Origin of the sequence: Pseudoalteromonas sp. CO342X (assembly GCF_004208915.1) — a bacterium.
GTDB classification, from domain to species: Bacteria; Pseudomonadota; Gammaproteobacteria; order Enterobacterales; family Alteromonadaceae; genus Pseudoalteromonas; species Pseudoalteromonas maricaloris.
On the sequence record NZ_SGPH01000035.1, the window covers coordinates 142861 to 163920 of the forward strand.

Consider the following 21060-nt stretch of genomic DNA (forward strand, 5'->3'; position numbering starts at 1 on the left):
TGTTTTCCTACGGCAGAATTTGTGTACCTACGTGCTCACCATTGAGCAACGCAATTAAATTTTCTGGCTTTTGCCAGCTAGAGATGTACACCCCTCGTCGTAAGTGTTGGGCAGCGTGAAGACTGGTCTTAACTTTGACCTCCATCCCGCCCACAATGACCTTTTGCGTGATTAACGTTGAAATCTGTTCCGCGTTAAGTTGATTTAATGGCTGTTTATCGCCATCAAGTACCGCTTCAACGTCAGTCATAAAAATAAGTTCTGCACCAAGTTTACTGGCGATAGCAGCTGCTGCTTCATCCGCATTCACATTGTATAAATGGCCGTCAGCACCAATACCAACTGAACTAACAACAGGCAACCTATCAAACTCCAACACTGCTTCAAGCATGCCACCTTCACTCGCTTCACAGCTACCTACACGGCCAAGCGCTTTAAGCTTTTGAGTTGTGGAAAACCCAGCATCATATAAGCACAATCCAACGGGCTTGAGCGTGGCGGTAATGGCGTCTGCCATCAGTTGCTTGTTAGCACAGCCTGCAAGTGCACCAACAATATAGGGCATTTGCTCCTGTGGACTGATCCGCAGTCCTTGATGTTTTGCAGTAGCAAAACCGGCATCGGTCAGCCACTTATCAACCAGCGCCCCGCCACCATGAACAATCACAAACTGCTTGTGTGGTGCATCCTGTTGAATTTGCTTGATAGCTGAAAACAATGCTTGCGCTGCCCCCTCTTGATTCAACACCGCACCACCTAGTTTTATCACCCAAGTTTGTTTGCTCATGCTGATACCCCTAAACCTTGATAATGCTCAAGTCCCGCCGCCAAGTTCATACACTGTAATGCTTGGCCTGCAGCCCCTTTAAGCAAGTTATCAATCGCGACCACTACAATCAGTTGATTGCCCTTTTGCTGCCAACCAATATCAACAAAAGGCTGATTTTCAACGGCTTTGATTGATGGGAGTTGACTCCCCTTTAATCTGATCAGCGGCTCATCGGCAAGCACCTGGTAAGCGGCATCAACTTGATTTGGTGTGACATTTTCTTTCAGAGTGACGTAGATCGTTTCCAAGATACCACGCTTAAAATTCCCTAAATGCGGCGTAAACAACACTGGGTGTTCAAGGTATTTTTCTATTTCTGGGCTATGTCTGTGCGTAAACAAACCGTATGGTGCAAGAGATACTTCGCAAAAGTGTGTGGCGACATTCGCTTTTCTACCTGCGCCGGTAACACCAGAAACAGCATTAATGATAACAGGCTGCTCTGTTATCAGATCAGCTTGTTGTAATGGCTTAAGTGCATTGAGTGCCGCAGTCGGATAGCAGCCCGCGACCGCCACTAACTTTGCCGTTTTAATAGCATCGCCATACCATTCAGCTAACCCGTATTGCGCTTGCGTTAACCAGTCTTGATGTGGGTGAGAAAAACCGTAGTAAGTTTCGTAGTCTTCATTGCTAGATAAACGGTAACCTCCAGATAGGTCAAAAACCCGTTTGCCCATCTGTAAAAATACCGGTGCAAGTTCTACGCTAACCTTGTGATCCGTGCATAAACACACATAGTCCGATGATTGCTCTATCAACGAAAAAGCTTGCTCATTTAAGGGTTGCAGCTCAATATCTAGCAAGCCCGAATATTCTGGATATAAATCGCTGATGAATTTGTGTTTGTCTAAGCTTTGCTCAGATACAAAGCAATGCGCAAGTGTGAAGGCAGGATGCTTGGCAACCAGCTTAGCAAGCTCAGCGCCACTGTAGCCGCTCGCTCCGATTATAGATACTTTCAACATAGTGTTCTCAAGATTAGAAAAGTTTGATTTGGATTGGTTCTGCTAGTTGTTGAAGTCAAATCGTCGCATTGCTGTTCCAAAATATATTTATGCTAAAAAAGTGAATTGATATTCACTCTAAACATCTTTATATTTTTATGCAAGAACTTTGAATAAGTATTTTAGGAATTTTTATGAAATTGCCCGCTTTTATGGAAATGTATCAGCAACTGATCGCCGCGCCATCTATCAGTGCATTAGAAGAAAGTCTCAACATGAGCAATCAGAATGTGATCCATCTACTCGCGCAGTGGTGCGAAACGTTAGGGTTTATCGTTGAAGTAACAGAGCTTGAACATGCAAAAGGAAAATATAACCTAATTGCAAGACGAGGCAGTGGCGATGGTGGATTAATGTTGGCCGGCCACACGGATACCGTGCCATTCGACGATAGCCGCTGGCAATTTGATCCTTTTAAATTAAGCGAGCAAGATAATAAATTATATGGTCTTGGAAGTATTGATATGAAAGGCTTTTTTGCTTTCGTATTGAATGCAATCTCAGAGCTTGATGAATTACAGCAAAATGCTCCTATCATGATTTTAGCCACCGCCGATGAAGAAACCACTATGGCTGGAGCTCAGGAAATCGCAAAACATCCAAGCTTGAAGCCGGCGCGCTGTATTATTGGTGAACCCACCGATATGGTGCCAGTATTTACCCACAAAGGCCATATGACGACCGCCATCCGCATCGTTGGTCGCTCAGGTCATAGCTCAGATCCAGAGCGCGGCTTAAATGCCATTGAAATCATGCATCAGGTGATTGCAAATTTATTAAAGTTAAGAGAAGAATTAAAGAATAAATATTCAACGCCACATTTTGCTATTCCTTACCCAACTTTAAACCTTGGGCACATTCATGGTGGCGACAATGCCAACCGTATTTGTGGCTGTTGTGAACTACATATTGATATGCGCCCTTTGCCTGGTCTGAGCATCAAAGAATTACAAGCCATGCTCACGGCAGCTGTAGCACCCATCAATACACATTATCCGAATAGTGTCTCGGTTATAGATATGCACGAACCCATTCCGGCTTTTACCGGCTCAACGGATTCTGCTTTGGTGAAAATGGCTGAGCGCCTGTCAGGACAACAAGCAATTGCTGTAAACTATTGTACCGAAGCACCATTTCTACAGCAGCTAGGTTGCGAAACTATCGTTATGGGACCGGGTTCGATTAATCAAGCACACCAACCCAACGAGTTTTTAGCAATGGAAAAAATCCAGCCAAGTCAGGATATTATTAAGCAGCTAATAAGAGAAAGTTGCTTTGCTTAATTATAACTAAAAAGGGCGCTCCCTCGAGCGCCCTTTTTTCAGCTTTGCTTTAAAGACTAGATTGGTGAGCCTGGCGGCATTTCAAGCGCCTTAAAACTTTCAGGCCACTCTCCTGAATCTAAGTAGTGATTGATTTGCTGTGCAAGCATATGTTTAAACGCTTGCTCAAAAGCAACATCGCTAAATACCGACGACTGATTAAAGTCTTTCGCAACTTTTGCTAAATAAAACTTTAACTGCGCCTGCACCTCAGGTGCGACTTTATCGTTGTGACTCAGTTTTACAAGCTTAGTTGCACCTAAGTATTGCACTCGTTGCTGTAGTTTTTGAGCCATACCTTTGCTGCCTGACTGAGCAAATACCTGCTGATATAAAGCATCTAAAAGTGCCTGTGTACCAAAATATTGAGGATCACGTGCATGCTGCTGTGCAAGACGGTTTAATCGCTGTGGATTAAGCAGCAAGTCAAGGCTATGCTGTGCGGCGACTTCTGGTAATGCCATCGCATCTAGGGTTAGCCCTGTTCTCCCTTTAATACTTTCACGAGTTTTGTACTCACCGTAAGCCTTAGGAGGTATTAACGCCAAAATAGAGTCAGGAATAGTCAATGCCGCAGGCGACAGCGTACTCAAAAGCGCATTGGCTGCATTTTGCTGTGCCTCTTTAGCCACGACTTTCGCGCCTTTTATCACCTCATCACCGCGAACTTCATAGTCGTAATCCACGCCGCCAATCAATTTTACTGCGGCCTCAACCTGATAACGATGGAAAAGATATAGTGGTACCAGTTTCTCCTCTAGCTGCGACAGAGCAACTCCTTTTTGAATGCTGTGAATACCAAAGCTATTCAACGCCTGCTTGCGCACATCCAACACACGCAGTAATTCTGCTGCAGGATCTGCCCCATTATCCCAAAGGTGCGCCGTTGGATGTGCCCCGCCCTGCGCTCTGGCGTCAGAGTCAGAGATAAATTCAAGCCCTTGCGCCTTATTTTCAGCAAGAATAGCTGCAAGCTCAGTGGCTTCATCAGCACCAGCGAAATCACTATAACCATATTTAATCACTTGTGTATCCCACGTGCCCATGCCTTTTGCGTAGCCCTTAGTGATATCCAGTTGGCCATTTTCAAATCCCACCAGCGGATGAGGATAGTCCATGACTGACGCGCGATCCTTTACCGACGCTGAGAAGTTGTGTGCAATGCCCAACGTGTGGCCAATTTCATGTGCACTCAACTGACGAATACGGTCTAGCGCCATAGCATGAAGTCGCTCAGTCACCTCATTACCCTCAACAAATGGCGCAGAAAGTGCTTCGGCGATAAGAATATCTTGACGGACACGCAGCGAGCCTAGCGTAACGTGACCTTTTAAAATTTCACCGCTACGTGGGTCTATCACCGACGCGCCGTATGACCACCCACGAGTAGCGCGATGCACCCACTGGATCACGTTATAGCGAATATCCATAGGATCGGCATTTTCAGGAAGTACTTTGACTTGAAATGCATTTTTGTAGCCAGCAGCTTCAAATGCTTGATCCCACCATTTAGCACCATCAAGTAATGCAGTTTTGACAGGCTCAGGCACGCCAGGATCAAGATAGTAAATGATTGGCTCTACGGCCTCCGAAATTTGTGCAGTTGGGTCTTTTTTCTGTAAACGGTGGCGTGGGATATAACGCACAAACATTGACTGTCCAAGCGGTGCTGAGTAGTCCTTATGCTCGATACTCCAATAACCCGATTGCGGATGAAATGCACGTGGCTGGTAGTTATCGTCAGGCAACTCAATTAAAGAATGGTGCTGATGTACCGTAAGCGCATAAGGATCTGCACTCACCTGGCGTACATATTCACCTGGCTTTGTACCTTTGAATGTCAACACAGCTTCAAGTTCTGTGTTTTTAACAAATGCCTTTGAACGCGACATAAACACAGCGCTGCGGCTTGAGTCTAAGCTAAAACTACCTTGATTACGATTTGCCAAGGTGCGAGAAACACCATGCACATCGCTGAGTAGATAAGGCGTGTAGTCAATCAACACACTGTCTTTATCTTCTGCAACCACGTTGAACCCGTGTAGAATGCTTGAAGCAAAAGCCTCTTTAACACTTTGCTTTTCGGCCATATTATTCGCACTTGCGCGATAATAAGTGTTGATAGCACGCAGCATGACCTTATCACCAAAACGTTCAAACTGAACTAAGTGCGTACCGCCTAGCTGACCGCGGTCTAAACCGATATCATTCGAACCTACACCATAAGGTAAACTATGCTGTAACAAGAAAGGGGCGTCTAGTTTGTCGATGTCTAAGTACAATTTGCCGCTCGAATCATCGCTATAGAAGGCGTAAAAACCGGGATGATGATTAAAACTGGCAGTAAATTCATCAATAGACTTAATTGCTGCGTGTGCTTGGGTTATCATACACAGTAGCAAAGCGGATACAGTTTGAGTGAAGCACGTTATTTTTCTCATGGCTGCTCTTTGTTATTTATGGTTTTGAGGCTTAACCCCAGTTGTATATGAAATCGTATACAATTTACAGTCTTTCAAGACGAATTACAGCGCTGTTTATGGCACCTCTCACACTATCTATTGCCATAAACACAAGGTGATCAGGATTTAAAAAATGCGTAGACTCCCTCCGGTGTTAATTGAAGATGGTTGTTCTCGTGAGTTGGTTTCTCTAATCAGAACCATTCTCGCGGCATGTAAAGAAATATCGTTCCGTGTTGGCCAAGGTGCACTTTCAGGTGTATTAGGTTCAACCTTAGATGAGAACATTCAAGGTGAAACGCAAAAGAAGCTCGATGTACTTTCAAATCAACTATTGAAAGATATTTTGCTTGAATCTGGCTATGTCAAAGCTATCGCTTCTGAAGAAGAAGATTACACCGTCGCCGGCAATCCAAAAGCGAACTATATTGTCGCTTTCGATCCGTTAGATGGTTCATCCAATACCGACATTAATTCACTAGTCGGTACTATTTTCTCTATTATGGAAGCGCCTGAAGGTTCAGACCCTAGCGATCCTGCAATCTTTATGCAGCCAGGTCATAAACAAGTTGCAGCGGGCTATGTGTTATATGGCCCATCAACCATGTTAGCGCTATCAACAGGCAAAGGAACTCGCTTGTTTACTCTGGACAAAACACACGGTAGCTTCCTACTCACACAAGACTTTGCTGCTATTCCTGAAGACACCAAAGAGTTTGCCATTAACGCTTCAAACCAACGCCACTGGACCCCAGCAATGCAAAACTACATTGCCGATCTACTTGAAGGTGAAACCGGACCACGTGGTAAAAACTTCAATATGCGCTGGATAGCGGCAATGGTTGGCGATGTTCACCGCGTATTATGCCGTGGCGGACTATTCACTTATCCAGAAGATCGTAAAGATCCAAACAAGCCATTTAAACTTCGCCTACTTTACGAAGCCAATCCAATGGCGATGCTTATCGAGCAAGCTGGCGGTATTGCCCACACAGGTCGTGAACGCATTTTGGATATTCAACCTGAAGAAATACACCAACGAGTCGGTGTTATCTTAGGTTCAAAGCACGAAGTTGAAGCGTGCCTTGCTTATCATAAGTGATCTATTTTGAAGCGAGGAAATAGCTCGCTTCACAAATGAAGAAGGTGCCATTGGCACCTTTTTCACATTAAATAGTGGTATAACTCGTCTCAACGGGCACATCGGGATCAGCGCCCCATTCACTCCACGAGCCGTCATATACCGTCAAATCTTTATAACCTAGCTCGTCAGCTACCAGCACTAAAATACAAGCTGTAACACCTGAGCCACAAGAGAATATCAGAGGCTTAGTTTTGTCCTTTGATAAGTCGCTATATAACACTTCAAGCTCAGTAAGTGGTTTAAAGCAGCCATCGGCGTTTAACAAACTCGTGTATGGCAGATTTTTACTTTTAGGCACATGGCCGCTGCGCATATCTGCACGAGCCTCTTGCTCTTCACCAGTAAAGCGCTTTGCACCTCTAGCATCAAATAGATCACTCAGTTCAGCATCAATATTACTAAGCACAGCCGCTTTATCGACAAATGCTGTTTCTTCATATGCAGCGACAAAGTTTCCTGCTTGTTGGACTTGCGCGTATGCTTGACTCAAAGGGTATTGTTTTTCACACCAAGCAGGTAATCCGCCATCCAGTACATACACTTGTTTATGACCCATCATTTTGAGCATATACCAAGCTCTGGCAGCGCTAAACATGCCCTTATCATCGTAAGCGACTAACACATCATGTTGGTTGATACCAAGCTGTCGCATTTCTGCTTGAAATTGAGCTGGACTGCAGCACATATTGGGTGATGTAGCATAGGGATTAGCTAGCGCACCACTAATATCAAAACGCAGCGCGCCTTGAATGATTGCAGAGGCGTTATAAGGGCCTGACTGACCCGGTTTCACAATACCAGCATCCAATACTTTCACTTTGCCAAGGTTTGCAAAGAGCCATTCCCTATCGACCACATGCTTCATGCTATTACTTTCCTTCGGGTCTGCGTACGACCTCTATTATTTCCGTTGTTGAAATTGATGGAGTGCGCTCTAAATAAACCACATCACAGATATCTTTATATATATCGAACTTGTCTTTCCAATCATCACCCATCACCAGAACATCCGCATCAAAGTCTTTGATATATTGCGCTTTTAGCTCCAGAGATTCTTCCACAAACACCTCATCCACAAATCGCAATGAGCTAATGATTTTTAGGCGATCTGCTATTGAGTATATTGGATTTCTACCTTTTTTCGAAAAGTTAAGTTCATCTGATGAGATACCCACAATAAGATAATCACCCAGTGCTTTCGCTCGCTCTAAAATATTGACATGACCAACGTGGAATACATCAAAGGTTCCAAATGTGATAACTTTTTTCAACTTGGCTCTCTTCATTCGTTAATAAGTTTATGTGCAAACACTATATGAAGTATCAACAGCGCCTTCTAATCTTATGAACTATAAGTACCGAAGGTAGAATGTGATTGTAGCATTCATTGATTTTCTTACAACAATATGACGATTTTGGACGTTTACTTGATTAGCTTTTAAAGAAGTGTGAAAACGTTATAACCAAGTCACTTCTGCGAAACAACTTGGTTATACGGTGTTGTTAGTACTGTCTGACTTCTAGGTTTACTTCAAAACCATCAAAGTCATAAGCGTCATTATCTGTCGCTAAATCAGTCCAGCCGCCACCATTGGAAGCCCATGGAGTGAACGTCGAGTTCCCAACTTCTCGCCCACCCCTATCAGATACTCGCAAGCCGATACGAAAATCGCTTAAAGAGCGGCTACTGTTCCAAGCTCTGGTTTCAATGCGAATGCGAAAAGCATCAGGGTCGAATCGGTCTGTATCAAATGCCATACCAGACCAACCACCACCTTCACTCGCCCAAGGAGTGTATTGCCAGTATCCAAAATCACCTCGGCCGCCTCGGTCTGCAGCTTGGATAGCTAATCGGAAATCACGGTTTGTCGGGATCTGGTTAAGTACAGATAAGTGTAAACGTAATGCATCGGGGTCATATGCATCTCGATCAACAGCCCAATCAGACTGAACATTAGAACCTGCAGAAAGATACTTAGTATACTCTACAGCACCAGGGTCTCTGCCACGATCATCTAGAGCTTGTAGTCCTATACGGAAATCGTAATTCGAACCTGTACCAGCTAAATTAACAGTTGAATCAATTTGCTCTGCCGCAAAAGTAGATATGCTAACGCCCAGTGAGCATATAAGCATGATAGATTTAAACTTCATGTAAAACTCCTTTTATATATAAATGTGTAGTACCAATTTGATACCTAGGAATTTTACGACTCAAAGCATGATAATTTAATGTAAATAAAGTTAAAAAGTGTAGATGTTGATTATAATTTGATTATCTCACTTCGCATCGGTGCTAGACGGGCCAGGACTTGATTTTGTAGAGAGTGAGCAATCCCAACCTCATTCATTGCGTTGATCAAGAGATCAACCACTCGATTAAAGTCAGACTCACTAATAACCATGCCGGTGTGGATCTGCACCATGCTATCACCTTCATAATCACAAGGGCCATCTAAGGTATCGCACAGATGAGTGATAAACCCTTCACGAAAGTGCCTAACATTGGACTCCCTAAAATACGGTAAAATAACGTCATCATTGCCAATCTGTTTAATAAACGCGTCTACTAGCTTTTCTGCGCCGGCTTTGCCCCCTATTTGCTCATATAGGGAGGTTTGTTGAGTTGAAGCACTACATGCCACGAGGAAAAGTAAGATTGCCGTTAGTGATAGCCATTTCATTTAAAAGTACCCCGTAACAGATAGATACCAACCCGTTTGAGAAGGCTGCCCTGCGATTTTTCCAAGGTCTAGCCATGCCGCCGTCACACTCACTGACTTATTCGGGATCCAAGCGACAAAAACATCTTTCCAATCTGACTCACCAAGTCCAAGGTTATGGGATTTTTGGCGGTATTCTGCACCGACAGCCCAATGCCTAGATAAAAATACTGCGCTGCTGGCTTCTAGTTGCCAAGGCGCACTATCGTTAGCACCACCATAACCTAGTATGCCAAGTTGATTAGCCCGAGAATGTCTCATCGTAATATTCCAGAACCAGTTATAACCGCCTACAGCGCCCAAATGCAGTTTGCTTGCAGCTAAGTAATAATCCGTTCCTGAGTCGTCTTCAGCGCCGAGCAAATTGGCAACCGTAGCATCATCCAAAGACTTATGTTGAATACCAAAGCTCAATTGTGGATATTTACTGTAGACGATATCGCCATATAGCCGCACCTTGGCACCGACAATATCTTGCTCAATATCAAGATTAAGCGCATCCACATCGAAGTTTTGTCGAGCGAAACTTAACTCTACGCGGTTGAATAAGTTGGCTTGAACGCCACACACATCGAGCTGGTAGTCTTTCAGGCTAGCTCGGCTACAAAACCCGCTCGCCGACCATTCATCTTCCGAAGCATATCCTGCAAGCTGCGCCCACGGCACAATGCCACCACCGGCACTTCCCTCGACCTGTGACACCCCGGGAGTGGCTAGTAACTTTCCTGTTGCGGCGTAAGTTGGCCCACATACTATTAAGCACACGGCAAAAACATTAGCCCACTTCATTATACCTCCCCAGCCATAGGTCAAAGTCTGCGGCTTTGAGCGGCTTACTTAGATAGTAACCTTGTGCATAATCACACTGCATTGACTCAAGTAGCTCAAGCGATGCTTTGTCTTCAACGCCTTCCGCAACCACGCTAAAACCAAGTTGGTGACCAAGCGTGATGGTGGAGCGAACAATAAACTGGTCTTTTTCCGATTGTGCGAGCTTTAAAATAAATACCTTGTCGAGCTTCAGCTCATCAATAGGCAACATTTTTAATCGACCAAGGGAGGTTTGACCCACACCATAATCATCAAGCGAGACCTGCACGCCAAGCTGTTTGAGCGCTTGGAGAACCGCAATGCCTTTTTCCTCATTCTCAATCATGTCTCGCTCAGTAAGCTCTATGGTGATCAACTCAGGTTTGACGTTATATGTGTCTAGTAGCGTCTTAAGATGAGACAAGAAGTTTTTATCTGCAATGTCTTGTGCCGATACATTAATAGCCGCCTTGATGCGTTCACCTTGACGTACCCAATTAGCAACTTGAGACACCACAGTTTTTACTACCCACTGAGTTAACTCAACAATCAAACCTGATTGCTCGGCAAGATCGATAAATAGTTCGGGCGACACCCATTCGCCATTTTTACGTTGCCAACGAATAAGAGACTCAACCTTATCAATACGATTGGTTTTCATATTTAGCTTTGGTTGGTAGGTCATAAAAAGCTGACCATCGTCGTTGGCAATAGCGTGTTTTAGTTCATCAATAATTTGCAGGCGCTCTAGGTGGGCTTCATCTTCACCAGATTGGTAGTAGTAAACATCATGACCATCGTGCGCTGCAGTATCAACTGCTATCAAAGCCCGGCGAACAACATCCTCGGGAGTATGCGCTTGTTTGGGGTAATGCACTACGCCGATACTAAAGTGAAGCGAAATATCTAACCCCTGCACAGTGTAGGGCTTGCTCAGACCTTGATTTAGCATCTCAGCGCATTCAACAATACCGAGCACAGCACTTTGCGGATCGGCACACGCACTCGCTGGATGTGCAACTAAAAACTCATCACCACCAAGCCTAACATTCAATCCGCCTTCTGCTGTATTGATCTCCGCTATCCGTTTCGCCACGGCTTTAATACAATCATCCCCTACCCGAGGGCCGAGCTTGTCATTAATATGGCGTAATCCCTTTATGTCTATGGCAATAAAGTAATACTCTGCACCACTGCTGAGCATACTATGTAGTTTATCCAAAGCCGCATTACGATTAAAAAACCCAGTTAAATGGTCATGACTGGCTTGAAAACGGATCTGCTCTTCACGCTCTTGAATGTCTTCGCCCATATCATTAAAAGCGTCAACGAGTTGGCAAATTTCTTGGGTCGGTCGAGCCTCTTCCAGTTTGGCTGAGTAATCCCCTTTAGCAAAGCGTTTTGCCAACTCAGTAAGCTTACTAAGCGGTGTCGTAAGATTCTTGGCAACAATACCACTGGTGATAAAACCAATAAGGATAGTACCGAGGGAGAGTAAAATAATGGTCAACACCATTTTATCGAATTCTTGATACTGAGTAGTTAAATCTGCACTGAGTACCAAACTCACCGGGTTACTTTCAAGAGAAGGTAAACTCACCTCTGCACTTTCATATACCGGATATTGGCTAAGCCACCGTGTCGTTTTTTGCGCCGCTAAGAAAGTAAATAAATCACCACCAAGTGCAAGAGCAGTCAGCGAGCTTGCTTTTAGGTTATCAGCGGCACCAACAAAGCTCGTTTCCATTCCTGTCAGCTCTTTGAGCTCTAACGCCACAGCAGATCCAACCTCAAAGCCAATAATTGAGTATGCAATCGTCCTAGGTGCTCGCACAGGCAAAATAATCACTTGATACAACTGCTCACTAAGCACCACAAAAGCTGAGTGGTCGGTGTGGCTTTGCAACGCTTGCATCCAAGTTCTGGTGTCGCTCGGGAAGTCGAGTCCTTCTCTGTTTGCGGAGATCAGGTCGCCTTTCACATCCAGCAGCAGCATTAAGTCGGCATCAATACGGCGGGAGTGATTAAGCAACACACTACTGATGGTTTGTGCGTCTCTTGTCGCGACCGCCTGTTTAAAGCCAAAGTCAGCGGTCAGTACAGTCGCCGCGGTAACCAATAGCTGCTCTCGCGCTTTTAAATATTGTTGATAAACATTTTGCGCCACTTGAATTTTTCTTTGCACTTGCGCTTCATTGAATTTACTTGTGGACCACCAAAAACTTGCCAAGCTCATCCCCGCCGTGACAAGGATCAGCAAAATACAGAGACTAATTATTTTATGTTTAAAGCTGTTATTCATTCATGTTGTCCAAAGCGCTCGCCAAAGGTATTACGCGGCGCTGGATAAGTTGTTTTTATTGTTACGGACATTGGCGCCGTTGTGTTCACTATTTGCACGGTTTGCCGACTATCTATGTCATTATCTTGATAAGGATGCCATACCGTTACTTGTTTCGTAGAATTCGGCAAAGTTACTAATCCATTCGCATCAGATACCAATACTTGCTTGTCATCTGCAATGTAAATATAGCCGACCATAGAGTCGTGAATGTTACAACCTAACACCACTACACCAGCGTTTTCAAACTTAAGCGGTTGATTTGGCGTGCCAGCGTATAGCTTTAGCTCAAAAGGTTTTACCGCAGAAAACGAATAAACGTGATGACGGATATCATCGCTATTGGGAAAATTAACCAATTGTCCTTTTTGGATGGTAAGGATGAAAGGAACAAACTGTTTATTGATTTGATCCATAACCGCCACTGCTTTTGCTGCTGACTCGACAGGCTCGTCCCTCAATTCAACAACGGCATGCTGCAAGGGCTTGCCGCTGCCATCTAGCACTGTTAATTGCCCAGCATTTGCGCAGCTTGAATCTAAAAGGAATAAAAAACAAAAAGTTAGTAGGAGTAGAACAGACGTTCGCATATCTGACTCTATTTTTTGCAACAATTAGGTTAAGTAAAAGAGACCTTGCAATGAAAAGCAAGTGAATTGAGGAAATTGCCCTAATAAACTTGTCTATCAGGGCAACTGAAAAGGAATTAATCTATTAAACCGTACTGCTTATCAAGAATATCAATAACTTCTTGGCGAGGATCAGCAGGGATCGTTAGTTCACGGCCAACGATTTTACTTGCGATCCCAACGTAAGTTTCGCTTACCGACATCATCACAGCTTCTGGCAAAAGATAATCGCGAGCAAGTGCTTCACGCTCAGGCATGCGGTCTTTATTCAGCAGCACATCGCTATCTGGTACGTTGTTTATCAATAGCTGACGGAAGCCTTCTTTTGAGTTTTCAACGATCTTACCATCGCGATAAGCAGGGCCATCCCAAATACGTGACGAGTCAGGCGTACCCACTTCATCAATGTAAATTAGGCGCTCTTGGCCGTCTTTATCTTCAACGTAACCAAACTCAAATTTAGTATCTACAAAGATCTGATCAAGTTTCTCAAGCTCTTTACTGATCAGGGCAAAGCCCTCGGTTAGCAACTGCTCGTACTTATCCACATCTGCCGCAGATTTAAAGTTGAACGCTGCAAGGTTATCTTCGATGTTTTTACGAGAGATGTTTACGTCATCCACTTCTGGTACGTCTGCTAAACCTTTGATGATCCCTTTGGTTGATGGTGTGATTAAGACATTATCTAGTTTTTGATTGGCCTCTAAACCTGCTGGTAATTGCAAGCCACAAAACTCCCTTACGCCCTTTGCGTAATCGCGCCACATGCTGCCGGTAATATATTGACGCGCAATCGCTTCAACTCTTACCGTACTGGCTTTGCGCACAATCCAAACATAAGGATGTGGAATATCAACAATGTGATTACCTGCAAGGCCAGCTTTATCAAAAAGTGAAAACCAATGTGAAGCAACGCTGTTAAGCGCAATGCCCTTACCCGGTACACCGTTAAGACCATTTTCACCTTGCCAAATACAATCAAACGCTGAAATACGGTCTGAAATGACCATAATTGCCAGCTCTGTACCAACCGGGACTTGATAGCCTTTTTCTTCAATTAAACGTGCACTGTCGGCGTCGGTTAACCAATAAACTGAACGTACTTTACCACTGTGAACCGCACCTTTAGTGCGAATTGGAAGATCGTCATTAACGTCTAAAACTTTGTAGCTACTCATTGTTACTCCAATGACAGGATGCGCCTTGCTAAAGGGCACAAAATAATGAGGGGGTTAGGGTCGCTATAATAGTCGAGCTGAACAAAAATCACAATTTAACTTACACGCTTGTTGTTGAGCTTAACTTGGTTTTGCTTTAGTCATTCTTGTTATACCATCACAACATTATTTGCCAGCGTTGAGGCGTTATGCTTACGATATCTCAATTACAGTTTACATGGCCTAAGTCGAGCACCCCGGTGCTAACCATACCTAAGCTACATATCGCCCGGGGTGAACACGTGTTTTTACATGGTCCAAGCGGCAGCGGTAAATCGACTTTGCTAGGACTTATTGCCGGCACCTTGGATTGCCAGCAGGGAGAAATTGAAATTGCAGGTACAAACGCGAGCGCACTGAGCCGTGGCCAACGAGATAAGTTTAGAGCCGACCATATAGGTACTATTTTTCAGAACTTTAATTTATTGCCCTATTTGTCGCCAGTTGAAAACGTTACCCTTGGCTGCGAATTTTCCAAAAAGCGCAGGCAAAACATCTCCTCACAGAATAAATCGCTTGAGCAGGAAGCCAAACTTCTGCTCTCTGATCTTGGTATAGACGAGCACACTCAGCAGCGCAGTGTCGCGGAGTTAAGTATTGGCCAACAGCAGCGCGTAGCCGCCGCTCGCGCATTTATTGGCAGGCCCGAAATCATTATTGCCGATGAGCCAACCTCAGCCCTCGATGCCGACAGCCGTGATGGTTTTATTAAATTACTATTTAGCCAAGCCGCGGTTTACAGTGCATCTATTCTCTTTGTCAGTCACGATAAAAGCTTAGCGCCGTTATTTGATAGGCAAGTAAGCTTGCCTGATTTACAACAAGGAGCGCCGCTATGCTAATCAAACTTGCGTGGAAAAGTACGCTAAACCGAAAAGCCAGCGTCGCCCTAACTCTAGTGACCATTGCAATTAGTGTCATGTTACTGCTGTCGGTTGAGCGTGTACGCCAAGACGCAAAATCCAGCTTCGCGAACACTATTTCTGGCACTGACTTGATTGTCGGCGCACGTACTGGTGATATTCAGCTTTTGCTTTCAAGCGTATTTAGAATTGGTCACGCCAATAATGCCGTACAATGGCAAAGTTACGAGTACATCAAGGCACAACGCGGTGTTGCGTGGAGTATTCCCATTAGCTTAGGCGATAGCCACAAAGGCTTTGCTGTGCTGGGCACAGATGCAAGTTACTTCAGTCATTATCAATACGCTAAAAAACAACACCTCACCTTTGCCGCTGGTCGACCATTTCACAATGGCCAAGAAGTGGTGCTTGGGGCTATGGTCGCAAAAAAGCTGGGTTATCAGCTGGGACAAAAAATCGTCATTTCTCACGGTATGGGCAATACCAGTTTCCATCATCATGATGACAATCCGCTGGTTATTTCTGGCATTTTGGCAGCCACGGGAACGCCGGTGGATAAAACACTACATGTGCCGTTAAGTGCCATAGAGAGCATGCATAGCACAGGGCACAACAAGCCATCTCGAATGGTTGCACGAAAACAAGATGCAACGCAGCATGAGCATGAGCATGAGCATGAGCATGAGCATGAGCATGAGCATGAGCATGAGCATGAGCATGAGCATGAGCATGACAGTAAAAACAATAGCGTTCTACTTCACAACCTCGACTCTAAGCCCGGTGATTTAATCGGTTCAACAACACAAATCACTGCATTTTTACTTGGTTTTAAGTCACCACTTTATACCCTACAAGTGCGCAGAAATATTAATCAGTATAAGGGTGAGCCTTTACTGGCAATTATGCCGGGGGTGACATTGAGGGAATTGTGGGAAATGCTTGATATCGTCGAAAAAATCTTGCTTCTCATTACCCTTGCTGTGGTGTTGATAAGCTTGCTTGGCATGCTAACCTCATTGCTCGCCACGCTGAATCAAAGGCGCCGAGAACTTGCTATTCTACGCTCCGTTGGTGCGCGACCTTGGCATATTTTTACACTTCTCATTAGCGAAGCAATTTTTATTACCGTGTTAGGATGTGCTTTCGGTGTAGCGCTTTTTTATACCTTGCTCATTGCTGCCCAATCCAGCCTACAAAGTCAATTTGGCGTAGTCCTAAGTATCTCAGTGCTCTCAACCTATGAACTCACGCTACTAAGCGTTATTATAGGTGCAGGTACTTTGATCGGCGCCATTCCTGCCGCCCGTGCTTATTTTTACTCGCTTGCCGATGGCATGCAAATTAAAACCTAAGAGGATCAAGATGCAGTTAACCGCACGAACTCACGTTTTTTACTTCATTGCATTCATCACTGCGATGGTATTCAGTGGTATTGCAAATGCGGCACCACCTAAAGAGATATTCTGGGAAGATTTAATTCCAAAAGGACATGTCCAGATCAGCAATCAAGACGCAGCAAGCCATGATGGCGCCGAGCAAAATTGGGTGCAACCTGACTTAGATGCTCCAGTCGTCAAAGAGTTAGATGGTCAACTAGTTAGCTTACCCGGCTTTGTTGTACCACTTGAAGGTGACAGTGAAGTGATCACCGAATTTTTGTTGGTTCCCTACTTTGGCGCTTGCATCCACGTGCCGCCTCCGCCGCCAAATCAAATTGTTCATGTCAAAATCAAAGGCGGTGTTCCGATTGAAAGCCTATATGATGCAATCACAGTCAGTGGCACGATTAAGGTTTCTACTTGGAAGGGCGACATCGCGCAAACAGGTTATATGATGGAAGCCAAAGGCGTCGCGCCATTTGAGCTCTAAACCCTCATAAATCAATAAAAAAGAGTGCCAATACTTAATCAAGCTTGATTGGCACTCTTACCACTGCAAAACATACAATTTTATTTCTTTTATTTACCCTACTCAGTGGTAGGAACACTGGCATACACCAGTTCGATAAGATTATTCATGGTTCGCGACTTTTGCATATACGCCTTTTCCATATACGCCAGCTCCTGGAGCTCAAATAAGGTACTCTCTACAAGAGAAAACCACTTAGTGGTCGTCTCAGCTATCTCAACCTCTCCGCGACTCGATTTTTTAAGTGCTTCATAGAGAATATTTAAGTCGTTATATTGACGTAGATAATCCATATCACCCTCAGTCAGTTGTTACCCTTGTTTCATTTCACACCACAGTAACAAAAGCCTCGCTAAAAAATCTTGTCGAACCAACTTTTCTATTAAAATGATGAAAATAAAGTGAAAAGTATACGTATATTCTCAAGCGACATACCTATAATTGACTAATTTAATTTCCTCTTGCAGAAACATTTTTATTGATTACAATTACAAGTTAACAAAGATTACACATAAAAATAACTTAGATAGAGTGAACATACTCTCCCATACAAGAAAGGATTAAATTGGTGGGCAATCCCAATTTTAAATATAACGGTGATGACCTTAGAAGAATGCGCCTTGCAGCCCAAAAAACCACGCAGCAAATGGCCGACCTTGTTGGTATTACTCGCCAAACATACGAAAACTATGAAAATGGTGTAAGCCGTATACCTTGGGATCACTTTCAAGTTTGGTGTAACTACTGTGATATTGACCTTTCTCCCATCATTAAACAGTTTCAAGCTCTGCGGAGCTTAATTAGTGATACCCAATTAAGACGCAAAAGCCCGACCTCTCCTGATGCAAAGAAAGTGGAAGAGTAAGTATCCTAATTTGTAGATGAAACTCTTACTAAAAGGAAAAATACTGATGACGACAAGCCAAAGAAATATGAAAAAAGCAGGGATAACAAATACAGCAACAACCACTAATAATATTGCTCACAAATATTTGCACCACAGCGAAGCAAAACGAGTCGAAGGTGAAAATCATGGCAAAGCATTAAAATGCCACAGACTAGAGCTTAACACTCAACAAGCGCAGCCCTCGCAAATATTTAACCTTCAGCAGTTACGCGCTATAGCTGGAGGAAGTGATGGTCTTCTAAAAAAAGATCCTAAAACCAAATAATTACAGTTACTTTCAATGATTGATTTTACAGGTACCGTATTAATAATTTAGCCATCGCAAAAGCTTATGAAGGATATGGATATGATGTTATCTATAACACCGAAAAGAATAGATTTTAAGAAATTTGGTTACCTTAAATCAAAGCATGGAGTAAGGGGCAGTCACATTTTAGGCAATTTGGTATTTTACTAATAAAAATAAATCCGAAACCAAGTGGGTAGACCACATTTGGCTTTACAAGTTGTTCTCAATATGTGCTTTCCAGAGTACAGTATTAACAACTTTAACCACTGCAAAGCCTATAAGGAATAAGAATGACAACCCGGAATAAAATCCAATTAAAAGCAATAACTGTTAACTTATCACTGCCCATTTATCAACTAAATCGGGTGAAAGGAGGGAGTGGTGGTTTAACAAAAGATGACCCTAGAGGAACGGGGAGTAGCGCTACAAGCTTCACCCCTACAGTACTCCACTATCGAAAAGGCGAGTAAATGAATAAGTCATTTAGCTTTCTGCTACTTTTAACTTTCATAGCAACAGGCCTAGCTTATATACTTACAGTACTAAATCAGGAAATCTATCTGCCAATGCTTGTTAGTGTTCTGTTAATCGCATTGTGTGTGAAAAACCAGTTGAATATCATCCACCTCTCGACTCTTCTATCTATTTTAATTTTTTTAGAAATTATTACGATATTTTTCATGGATCTTTACGCGTCGGACTTCCCTGCATATAAAGCTAATGCGTACATTTATGCAGTACATTTTTCCTTTGATTTAGCGTCATTTTACGCAATAAAACATAGAGTAAAAATCTCCTTATTAATAGTAAAACGCTTTCAACCGAGTAAAAGGGAATATGTCTATATGACCCATGCAGATATCCTTCTAGTCGGTATATTCTTCCTTTTCATGATCGTAGATATTAGCGCATTCATTGAAAACTTAATTCGCAATATGGACTATATATTTGGTATTGCAGAGGAAACTGCTAAGCCATTTTGGAGTTGGAATTGGGTATATAAAAGTTATCCGTACGCTAAAGCAATTTTGCTTGCAGCAGTTGTTACAGTACTCCTAGCAACGGTTTACGTTGAACGTTTTCGTCCTGCGCCAATTAAAGAAAGTGAAGAAGACTCAACGCTTAAAAAATCCGAGCCATAGCATAGGTCATAGTGACCTGTGCTGCTTTTACCCTAAATCAATTGAAGGAATAAACGATGGATTTAAAACTGAACAAAAAGCAACTGAAGTCATTAGCAGGTAGTAAGCTAATTTTGGATAACAACAAGACCCGTGAAATTGGCGGTGGTTGCTCCTACTATTGTAGTCGCGACTTAAACTGTGACACCGATGGCCCAACGATGGCCTGCCCATCTAAGGCGTTAGCATGTGTTCCTGAGCCAAATACATTACATTGTGATTGCCCAACCAATATGTGCTAGTCACTAACCTGTCGCGACGCTATGTCGCGACAACAACCCTGTTATTCTCCGTTCAACTTATACAATTGTATTAAGCATAGACCTCTGCTTGATACTGCTGAAAACGCATAAAAGCCTGACGAGCGCCGGTGATCAGTGCATTTTCTTGTGCACTAGTTAACTCAACCGTATCGATAAATTGAATTAAGTGACGCCACGCACTGCCGCGCCCGGAACCTGGGCCTGCTAAGTAACGCGCGCCATACTCACCTGTGACGGGCAAACGCGCCTGCACTTGACGCCCAAGCATTGCGGCCCCAACCTTAGAGCCTTCAACGACATAAAGCGCTCCCAAAGCAGTCGCAAACTCGGTTGAAGTTGTGATAGACGGCGACAAAGACGGCACAGGTAATGTGTGCTGTAAGTCAGCAAAGTCCTGCTCCAACAACCCAAGTCGTCGACGCGATTTGAGATCGTCAATATGCATAGAGAGTTCACGGTGCTCATACAATGCAGCGACATCTTTAAGAAACAGGTACTGAAGGGTTAAAAACTGGAGATAACGCTCAATGCTGGCAAACGGGTCTTTTGCCATAATGCTGTTATCTATCCGGTCATGAAGATCAGCAGTACTTGTTTTTAATTTCAATGCACGGCTAGTAAGTGCGCTGGCTGCGGTCATGGGACTTCCTGTAATGTAAAGCGAGGGGAAAATGAATGGACTGACGGTGCTGGCTTTTTGAAAAGCCGCTCCAGCGATTGACACTGGAGCGAAGAGATATATCTAACAATTAGTTAACCTGAGGTTAGTTAGTTGAAGGTAACTCCATAATGCCATCAATCTCAACTTGTGCGCCTTTTGGTAGTTCTTTTACACCAATTGCAGCACGAGCTGGGTATGGCTTTCTAAAATACTGAGCCATGATCTCGTTGACCGTTGCAAAGTTACTCAGATCAGTTAGGAAGATATTAACCTTAACCATATCTTGTAACTCGCCACCAGCCTCTTCACATACCGCGATAAGGTTTTTGAACACTTGGTGCGTTTGCTCTGCAAAATCTTCAGAAATAAATTCCATCGTCTCTGGTACCAATGGAATTTGGCCAGATAAATAGACCGCAGTACCAACTTTTACCGCTTGGTTGTATGTGCCAATTGCTGCTGGCGCTTTATCTGTTGAAATAATAGCTTTGTTCATTAATGTTC

The 21060-nt window shown here is 43.7% G+C and carries 23 protein-coding genes; 9 read left to right on the forward strand and 14 right to left on the reverse strand.

Translation table 11 applies throughout. The features are described from left to right. Positions 1-7: 7 nt before the first annotated feature. Both argB and argC read right to left on the reverse strand, forming a co-directional pair. Positions 8-787, reverse strand: coding sequence for an acetylglutamate kinase (gene argB / locus EXT47_RS16050; RefSeq protein ID WP_039492799.1), 780 nt, complete (start codon positions 785-787; stop codon positions 8-10). Further along, complete coding sequence (argC, locus tag EXT47_RS16055) at positions 784-1794, reverse strand: N-acetyl-gamma-glutamyl-phosphate reductase (RefSeq protein ID WP_188249516.1); 1011 nt, start codon at positions 1792-1794, stop codon at positions 784-786. Before argC ends, argB begins: the two co-directional genes overlap by 4 nt. Positions 1795-1970: 176 nt before the next feature. Between argC and argE the strand changes: the two genes are divergently transcribed. Continuing rightward, complete coding sequence (argE, locus tag EXT47_RS16060) at positions 1971-3119, forward strand: acetylornithine deacetylase (RefSeq protein WP_010374255.1); 1149 nt, start codon at positions 1971-1973, stop codon at positions 3117-3119. Positions 3120-3175: 56 nt separating this feature from the next. Here the strand turns inward: argE and EXT47_RS16065 are convergent, their stop codons facing one another. Beyond that, complete coding sequence (locus EXT47_RS16065) at positions 3176-5599, reverse strand: zinc-dependent metalloprotease (protein WP_130127042.1); 2424 nt, start codon at positions 5597-5599, stop codon at positions 3176-3178. A 154-nt stretch (positions 5600-5753) separates the two neighbouring features. Between EXT47_RS16065 and EXT47_RS16070 the strand changes: the two genes are divergently transcribed. After that, positions 5754-6722, forward strand: coding sequence for a class 1 fructose-bisphosphatase (locus EXT47_RS16070; RefSeq protein WP_010374260.1), 969 nt, complete (start codon positions 5754-5756; stop codon positions 6720-6722). Positions 6723-6789: 67 nt separating this feature from the next. Here the strand turns inward: EXT47_RS16070 and EXT47_RS16075 are convergent, their stop codons facing one another. The 8 genes from EXT47_RS16075 to EXT47_RS16110 all read right to left on the reverse strand — a co-directional run bounded on the left by EXT47_RS16075 (position 6790) and on the right by EXT47_RS16110 (position 14445). Next, positions 6790-7629, reverse strand: coding sequence for a sulfurtransferase (locus tag EXT47_RS16075; protein WP_130127043.1), 840 nt, complete (start codon positions 7627-7629; stop codon positions 6790-6792). A gap of 4 nt (positions 7630-7633) precedes the next feature. Then, on the reverse strand, positions 7634-8035 hold the full coding sequence (locus EXT47_RS16080) for an adenylyltransferase/cytidyltransferase family protein (RefSeq protein ID WP_010605851.1): 402 nt from the start codon (positions 8033-8035) through the stop codon (positions 7634-7636). A 232-nt stretch (positions 8036-8267) separates the two neighbouring features. After that, positions 8268-8918 carry a hypothetical protein gene (locus tag EXT47_RS16085; protein WP_130127044.1) on the reverse strand — a complete coding sequence of 217 codons (651 nt, stop codon included), beginning with the start codon at positions 8916-8918 and terminating at the stop codon, positions 8268-8270. 110 nt (positions 8919-9028) lie between these two features. Continuing rightward, positions 9029-9448 carry a group 1 truncated hemoglobin gene (locus EXT47_RS16090; protein WP_130127045.1) on the reverse strand — a complete coding sequence of 140 codons (420 nt, stop codon included), beginning with the start codon at positions 9446-9448 and terminating at the stop codon, positions 9029-9031. Further along, positions 9449-10276 (reverse strand): DUF3034 family protein, encoded by an 828-nt coding sequence (locus EXT47_RS16095; RefSeq protein ID WP_130127046.1) that lies wholly within the window; start codon positions 10274-10276, stop codon positions 9449-9451. Continuing rightward, positions 10263-12599, reverse strand: coding sequence for a bifunctional diguanylate cyclase/phosphodiesterase (locus EXT47_RS16100; RefSeq protein WP_130127047.1), 2337 nt, complete (start codon positions 12597-12599; stop codon positions 10263-10265). The genes EXT47_RS16095 and EXT47_RS16100 overlap by 14 nt, the downstream gene beginning before the upstream one ends. Then, on the reverse strand, positions 12596-13228 hold the full coding sequence (locus EXT47_RS16105) for a methylamine utilization protein (RefSeq protein ID WP_130127048.1): 633 nt from the start codon (positions 13226-13228) through the stop codon (positions 12596-12598). Before EXT47_RS16105 ends, EXT47_RS16100 begins: the two co-directional genes overlap by 4 nt. Positions 13229-13344: 116 nt before the next feature. Then, complete coding sequence (locus tag EXT47_RS16110) at positions 13345-14445, reverse strand: phosphoribosylaminoimidazolesuccinocarboxamide synthase (RefSeq protein ID WP_130127049.1); 1101 nt, start codon at positions 14443-14445, stop codon at positions 13345-13347. 188 nt (positions 14446-14633) lie between these two features. On the opposite strand from EXT47_RS16110, the gene EXT47_RS16115 reads away from it, so the two are divergent. The 3 genes from EXT47_RS16115 to EXT47_RS16125 are packed head-to-tail and all read left to right on the forward strand — an operon-like array spanning position 14634 to position 17216. Next, positions 14634-15326: an ABC transporter ATP-binding protein gene (locus EXT47_RS16115; protein WP_130127050.1), complete on the forward strand. Its 693-nt coding sequence runs from the start codon at positions 14634-14636 to the stop codon at positions 15324-15326. Beyond that, positions 15320-16699, forward strand: coding sequence for an FtsX-like permease family protein (locus EXT47_RS16120; protein ID WP_130127051.1), 1380 nt, complete (start codon positions 15320-15322; stop codon positions 16697-16699). The genes EXT47_RS16115 and EXT47_RS16120 overlap by 7 nt, the downstream gene beginning before the upstream one ends. A gap of 10 nt (positions 16700-16709) precedes the next feature. Next, positions 16710-17216 carry a DUF3299 domain-containing protein gene (locus EXT47_RS16125; RefSeq protein ID WP_010605860.1) on the forward strand — a complete coding sequence of 169 codons (507 nt, stop codon included), beginning with the start codon at positions 16710-16712 and terminating at the stop codon, positions 17214-17216. A gap of 98 nt (positions 17217-17314) precedes the next feature. Here the strand turns inward: EXT47_RS16125 and EXT47_RS16130 are convergent, their stop codons facing one another. Next, positions 17315-17548, reverse strand: coding sequence for a hypothetical protein (locus EXT47_RS16130; RefSeq protein ID WP_069020569.1), 234 nt, complete (start codon positions 17546-17548; stop codon positions 17315-17317). Positions 17549-17802: 254 nt separating this feature from the next. Between EXT47_RS16130 and EXT47_RS16135 the strand changes: the two genes are divergently transcribed. From EXT47_RS16135 to EXT47_RS16150, 4 genes are all read left to right on the forward strand, one after another. Beyond that, on the forward strand, positions 17803-18120 hold the full coding sequence (locus EXT47_RS16135) for a helix-turn-helix transcriptional regulator (protein WP_130127052.1): 318 nt from the start codon (positions 17803-17805) through the stop codon (positions 18118-18120). Positions 18121-18166: 46 nt separating this feature from the next. Beyond that, a complete protein-coding gene (locus tag EXT47_RS16140; RefSeq protein WP_130127053.1) occupies positions 18167-18427 on the forward strand; it encodes a hypothetical protein in 261 nt (86 codons plus the stop codon). A gap of 494 nt (positions 18428-18921) precedes the next feature. Next, positions 18922-19593, forward strand: coding sequence for a hypothetical protein (locus tag EXT47_RS16145; protein ID WP_130127054.1), 672 nt, complete (start codon positions 18922-18924; stop codon positions 19591-19593). Between the two features lie 56 nt (positions 19594-19649). After that, positions 19650-19874 carry a hypothetical protein gene (locus EXT47_RS16150; RefSeq protein ID WP_017218402.1) on the forward strand — a complete coding sequence of 75 codons (225 nt, stop codon included), beginning with the start codon at positions 19650-19652 and terminating at the stop codon, positions 19872-19874. Between the two features lie 70 nt (positions 19875-19944). Here the strand turns inward: EXT47_RS16150 and EXT47_RS16155 are convergent, their stop codons facing one another. Beyond that, positions 19945-20535: a biliverdin-producing heme oxygenase gene (locus EXT47_RS16155; protein ID WP_130127055.1), complete on the reverse strand. Its 591-nt coding sequence runs from the start codon at positions 20533-20535 to the stop codon at positions 19945-19947. A gap of 124 nt (positions 20536-20659) precedes the next feature. Continuing rightward, positions 20660-21052, reverse strand: coding sequence for a RidA family protein (locus EXT47_RS16160; protein WP_010374286.1), 393 nt, complete (start codon positions 21050-21052; stop codon positions 20660-20662). Positions 21053-21060 lie beyond the last annotated feature (8 nt).

Excerpts from the sequence above, each read along its gene's own strand:
- argB (WP_039492799.1), bottom strand. The coding sequence starts at position 787 with ATGAGCAAACAAACTTGGGTGATAAAACTAGGTGGTGCGGTGTTGAAT.
- argE (WP_010374255.1), top strand. The coding sequence starts at position 1,971 with ATGAAATTGCCCGCTTTTATGGAAATGTATCAGCAACTGATCGCCGCG.
- EXT47_RS16065 (WP_130127042.1), bottom strand. The coding sequence starts at position 5,599 with ATGAGAAAAATAACGTGCTTCACTCAAACTGTATCCGCTTTGCTACTG.
- EXT47_RS16070 (WP_010374260.1), top strand. The coding sequence starts at position 5,754 with ATGCGTAGACTCCCTCCGGTGTTAATTGAAGATGGTTGTTCTCGTGAG.
- EXT47_RS16075 (WP_130127043.1), bottom strand. The coding sequence starts at position 7,629 with ATGAAGCATGTGGTCGATAGGGAATGGCTCTTTGCAAACCTTGGCAAA.
- EXT47_RS16085 (WP_130127044.1), bottom strand. The coding sequence starts at position 8,918 with ATGAAGTTTAAATCTATCATGCTTATATGCTCACTGGGCGTTAGCATA.
- EXT47_RS16090 (WP_130127045.1), bottom strand. The coding sequence starts at position 9,448 with ATGAAATGGCTATCACTAACGGCAATCTTACTTTTCCTCGTGGCATGT.
- EXT47_RS16095 (WP_130127046.1), bottom strand. The coding sequence starts at position 10,276 with ATGAAGTGGGCTAATGTTTTTGCCGTGTGCTTAATAGTATGTGGGCCA.
- EXT47_RS16100 (WP_130127047.1), bottom strand. The coding sequence starts at position 12,599 with ATGAATAACAGCTTTAAACATAAAATAATTAGTCTCTGTATTTTGCTG.
- EXT47_RS16105 (WP_130127048.1), bottom strand. The coding sequence starts at position 13,228 with ATGCGAACGTCTGTTCTACTCCTACTAACTTTTTGTTTTTTATTCCTT.
- EXT47_RS16110 (WP_130127049.1), bottom strand. The coding sequence starts at position 14,445 with ATGAGTAGCTACAAAGTTTTAGACGTTAATGACGATCTTCCAATTCGC.
- EXT47_RS16115 (WP_130127050.1), top strand. The coding sequence starts at position 14,634 with ATGCTTACGATATCTCAATTACAGTTTACATGGCCTAAGTCGAGCACC.
- EXT47_RS16120 (WP_130127051.1), top strand. The coding sequence starts at position 15,320 with ATGCTAATCAAACTTGCGTGGAAAAGTACGCTAAACCGAAAAGCCAGC.
- EXT47_RS16125 (WP_010605860.1), top strand. The coding sequence starts at position 16,710 with ATGCAGTTAACCGCACGAACTCACGTTTTTTACTTCATTGCATTCATC.
- EXT47_RS16130 (WP_069020569.1), bottom strand. The coding sequence starts at position 17,548 with ATGGATTATCTACGTCAATATAACGACTTAAATATTCTCTATGAAGCA.
- EXT47_RS16140 (WP_130127053.1), top strand. The coding sequence starts at position 18,167 with ATGACGACAAGCCAAAGAAATATGAAAAAAGCAGGGATAACAAATACA.
- EXT47_RS16145 (WP_130127054.1), top strand. The coding sequence starts at position 18,922 with ATGAATAAGTCATTTAGCTTTCTGCTACTTTTAACTTTCATAGCAACA.
- EXT47_RS16150 (WP_017218402.1), top strand. The coding sequence starts at position 19,650 with ATGGATTTAAAACTGAACAAAAAGCAACTGAAGTCATTAGCAGGTAGT.
- EXT47_RS16155 (WP_130127055.1), bottom strand. The coding sequence starts at position 20,535 with ATGACCGCAGCCAGCGCACTTACTAGCCGTGCATTGAAATTAAAAACA.
- EXT47_RS16160 (WP_010374286.1), bottom strand. The coding sequence starts at position 21,052 with ATGAACAAAGCTATTATTTCAACAGATAAAGCGCCAGCAGCAATTGGC.